We start from the raw sequence: 4,292 nt of genomic DNA on the forward strand, positions 1-4,292 counted from the left end.
AACCGAATTTCGAAAACCAACATAAAAGAAGTTTATATTGGATTAGGGTTTAATTTTCAATATTATTTTAGTGCGATTCCTTGGTTGGAAAATGCACAAATCAATTTTATTGAATATGAAGGATTGAACGTAAAAGTTATTATTAATAAGAACCCTGAATTAGGTTCTTTTTCAACGCTTCAAACAGTTTTAAAAGCGATTCTAAAATCATCAGAAGTGCTGGTAAATCATATTGATATTCCTATTCTAAATTCAAAAGAATTAACGAAAATAATTTCAACAAATAATGAAATTGTACTTCCTAAATATGAAGGAAAAAATGGACATCCAATTAAAATGAAGAGCAGTTTTTGGAAAAACCTTCTAGATATAGATATTTCCGATAAAAATGCACGATTAGATTTTCAGCTTAAAAAAGTGAACCCTGCCAAAATTTCAACAATTGAAGTTATAGACAAGGCAATTATTATGAATTTAAACACCAAAAAAGAGTGGAAAACCTTTTTATATCTATCATTGTAAAGTCTTAATAAAAACTGATATAATCAGTTTATAAATTAACAAATAAACTTTTCATTATATCTCGTTTTTATCAAATTCAAGATTCTGAAATAACACTTCGACACCGCTCAGTGACCACCTAAAAATGAAATATCTAAACCTAATTTAAATGTTATTTTTCAAACAAACCTTTTGTAAATTCTTCAGGATTTGCGGCTAAATGGTATCGTGGATCGTCTATAGCTTCTATTATAACTTCATAAAACTTAGGACTAGATTTATATAACAGTACCTTACATTCTTCACTTAAATGTTTTAAATGAATTGTTTTACCCGCAGTTTCATACTTATCAACTAAATTGAAAATCGCTTCTACAGCCGAATGGTCTGCAACACGAGATTCCACAAAATCAATTTCAACGGAATCTGGATCGTTTTTCGGGTCAAATTTATCCATAAATGTTGATATAGATCCAAAGAATAAAGGTCCCCAAATTTCGTAAATTTTGGTACCATCTTCTTTCATTCTTTTTCTTGCTCTAATTCTGGTAGCATTTTCCCATGAGAAAACCAATGCACTAAAAATAACACCTGCAATTACTGCAATCGCTAAATCGAAAATAACCGTTAATGCAGAAACTAAAATTAATACGAATAAATCGGCTCGTGGAATTTTATTAATAATTCTAAAACTACTCCACGCAAATGTTCCGATAACTACCATAAACATAACCCCAACTAAGGCTGCGATAGGAACTTGTTCAATATACGATGAGCCAAATAATATAAATAATAATAACATTACTGCTGCAACAATTCCAGACAATCGACCTCTACCTCCACCTTTTATATTGATAATAGACTGTCCAATCATAGCGCAACCTCCCATTCCACCAAACAAACCTGTTACAATATTTGCACCACCTTGCGCAACACATTCTCTATTTCCGTTTCCACGTGTTTCAGTTAAATCATCAATTAAATTTAAGGTCATTAATGATTCTATTAAACCAATTGCGGCTAAAATTAATGCATAAGGAAGTATAAATACAATCGAATCCCAAGTAAATGGAACTTTCGCAAATGTTTCTAATTTCAACGTTGGAAAGCCACCTTTTAAACCAGTTCCACCACCATCTCTTATGAAAGAACCTACTGTTGCAATATCAAATTTTGAAAAAATTGCAATTCCAGTAACTATTAAAATAGCTATTAATGCCTCAGGTAATTTTTCAGCTTTTTTAATTTTTGGTAATCCCCACATTATAAGCATTGTTAAAGCAACTAAACCAATCATTAAAAATAGTTGATTGCCTTGTAACCAAACTTTTTCTCCGCCTACTGTTCTTTTAAACATTCCTAATTGAGAAAGGAAAATTACGATGGCTAATCCGTTTACAAACCCCATCATAACCGGATGTGGAATTAAACGCACAAATTTTCCAAGCTTTAAAACACCTGCTAAAACTTGAATTATTCCCATTAAAATTACGGTTGCAAATAAATAATACAAACCTAAGTTTTCACCTGGACTACCCATTGCGTTTCCTTCAGAAACCAAACTAACCATAACTACCGCCAAAGCACCTGTTGCTCCAGAGATCATTCCTGGTCTTCCTCCAAAAATTGAAGTAATTAAACCAACCATAAAAGCAGCATACAAACCAACTAACGGATCAACTCCTGCAACAAATGCAAATGCAACAGCTTCTGGCACCAAAGCCAAAGCAACTGTTATTCCAGATAAAACATCATTTCGAACATTTGATACTCTTTTTGTAATAAATTCTGTCATAGTAGTAAGTAATTTTCAAAAAGCGGCAAAGATAAGGAAATATAATTTGTTGTGATTTTGTGGAATTGTTCAATCGTGTAATTCGAGAATTAAACAACACTCTAACTTTAAAACTCTTTAACTTAAAATTGCTTCGGTTGAACAGCCCTCGCAAAGACGCTTGTTCTTCGGACTTCTTTCTACTGACTTCAGACTCTTTTCAAAACAACAACTTAATATTTTGATAAGTATTTTGTAGAGCCATTTTTGTTTCAGCCTCATTTTTAAAAACAGCTTCTTCAATTCCCTCCTCATTTTGAGGAATTAAAACACCAGAAAAATCTGTTTTCATTAAAAACCAATAAGTAATCTTCAAAATTGTTTTATTTTTTCTTTCAAAAATATGGTAGGTAGTTTCTAACGATTTTTGAATGGCAAGATTTGCAACTCCACATTCTTCCTCAACTTCTCTTAAAGCACAATCTTCTACAGATTCTCCTTTTTCTAGTTTCCCTTTTGGTAAATCCCATTTATCGAACCTATAAATAAACAACACTTCATTTTCTGCATTCAATACCTTCCCTCCAGAGGCTTTTTCAATTTTAAAAAGAGATTTAAATTGTTTCCAATCTTCTTCTAAGTTGTTACAAATAATACAAATTCCTTTAAAGTTATTTTGAAATAAATCAGCTACAATTCGCTTAATTTCAAAGGGATTAAAAGTTTCCTTTTTATAATTTGTTAAAATATTATTGTTTTCTGTCAAAATAATTGGACAGTCATTCACAAAAACTTTATACATTTGCATTATGATTATGAACAAAGATACTGCAAAAAAAACGGCTGAACTTTTATTACAAATAAAAGCCATTAAGTTACAACCAAATGAACCATTTACTTGGGCGTCCGGTTGGAAATCACCTATTTATTGTGATAATAGAACAACACTTTCTTTTCCTAAAATAAGAAATTATTTAAGAGAAAATTTAGCCGATATTATCGAAAAAGAATTTGGAAAACCTGATGTTATTGCTGGTGTGGCAACTGGTGCAATTGCAATTGGAGTTTTGGTTGCACAGCATTTAAATGTGCCATTTGTGTATGTTAGACCAGAGCCTAAAAGCCACGGAAGAAAAAATCAGGTTGAAGGGCTATTAGAAAAAAATAAGAATGTTGTTGTTGTTGAAGACTTAATAAGTACTGGGAAAAGTAGTTTAAACGCTGTTAAAGCTTTAAAAGAGGCAGGTGCAAATGTTAAAGGAATGGTAGCAATATTTAATTATGGCTTTAATATTGCAGACGAAAATTTTAAAGAAGCTGATGTTAAACTAACTACATTAAGTGATTACGATCACTTATTAGAACAGTCTTTAGATAGCAGTTACATTTCAACAAAAGAATTAAAAACACTTCAACTTTGGAGAGAAAATCCAAGTGAGTGGAATCAATAAAAACCTAATATGAATTTAGAAACTAAAAAATCAGTTATAAATAAATCTCAAAAAGAATTTTTTGATTATTTAACAGATCTCAACAATTTTGAACATTTAATGCCCGAAAACAACACCAAGTTTGAAGTTGATGGTGAATCGTTTATTTTTGGCTTAAAGGGAATGCCCGAGATTAGACTGGTTGTTAAAGAAAAACAAGAATTTGATAAAATTATTTTAGGAGCTGCAAGTAGCAAATTAGATTTTTCACTTACAGTTAATATTGATGCAATAGCAGAAAATTCCTGTGAAACACAATTATTATTTGAAGGTGATTTTAATCCAATGATGGCGATGATGGTAAAAGGTCCACTTCAAAAATTTATTAATACATTAACGGACAATGCTTCAAAATTATAAGTGTAACTGCAACATAAACAGCATTTAACGACTCGCAAATTTGATTTCTTTTAAATTAAATTTGCGAGTCGTTTAAATTTAAAGCTCAATTAAAAGTCTTCCCTTTTCATAAAAAGTTTCAATTTTTACCATAAAAATTATACCGTTATTATATTAAAAAATAGCAG

The 4,292-nt window shown here is 30.7% G+C and carries 5 protein-coding genes; 3 read left to right on the plus strand and 2 right to left on the minus strand.

What is annotated here, in order from left to right:
• The coding region (locus AB1Z17_RS07060; RefSeq protein WP_368051095.1) for an NTP transferase domain-containing protein at positions 1 to 522 on the plus strand (522 nt) is incomplete at its 5' end.
• Positions 523 to 673: 151 nt separating this feature from the next.
• On the opposite strand, the gene AB1Z17_RS07065 is transcribed toward AB1Z17_RS07060, so the two are convergent.
• On the minus strand, positions 674 to 2,296 hold the full coding sequence (locus AB1Z17_RS07065; protein WP_368051096.1) for a SulP family inorganic anion transporter: 1,623 nt from the start codon (positions 2,294 to 2,296) through the stop codon (positions 674 to 676).
• Between the two features lie 199 nt (positions 2,297 to 2,495).
• Positions 2,496 to 3,077, minus strand: a complete 582-nt coding sequence (locus tag AB1Z17_RS07070) for an NUDIX hydrolase (protein WP_368051097.1) — start codon at positions 3,075 to 3,077, stop codon at positions 2,496 to 2,498.
• Between the two features lie 7 nt (positions 3,078 to 3,084).
• Between AB1Z17_RS07070 and pyrE the strand changes: the two genes are divergently transcribed.
• Both pyrE and AB1Z17_RS07080 read left to right on the plus strand, forming a co-directional pair.
• The gene (gene pyrE, locus AB1Z17_RS07075; RefSeq protein WP_368051098.1) at positions 3,085 to 3,726 is read left to right on the plus strand and encodes an orotate phosphoribosyltransferase; all 642 of its coding nucleotides are present in this window, start codon (positions 3,085 to 3,087) and stop codon (positions 3,724 to 3,726) included.
• Between the two features lie 9 nt (positions 3,727 to 3,735).
• Positions 3,736 to 4,125, plus strand: a complete 390-nt coding sequence (locus tag AB1Z17_RS07080; protein ID WP_368051099.1) for an SRPBCC family protein — start codon at positions 3,736 to 3,738, stop codon at positions 4,123 to 4,125.
• The last annotated feature ends 167 nt before the right edge of the window (positions 4,126 to 4,292 follow it).

The sequence above is a fragment of the Lutibacter sp. genome (genome assembly GCF_040883305.1).
GTDB lineage: Bacteria > Bacteroidota > Bacteroidia > Flavobacteriales > Flavobacteriaceae > Lutibacter.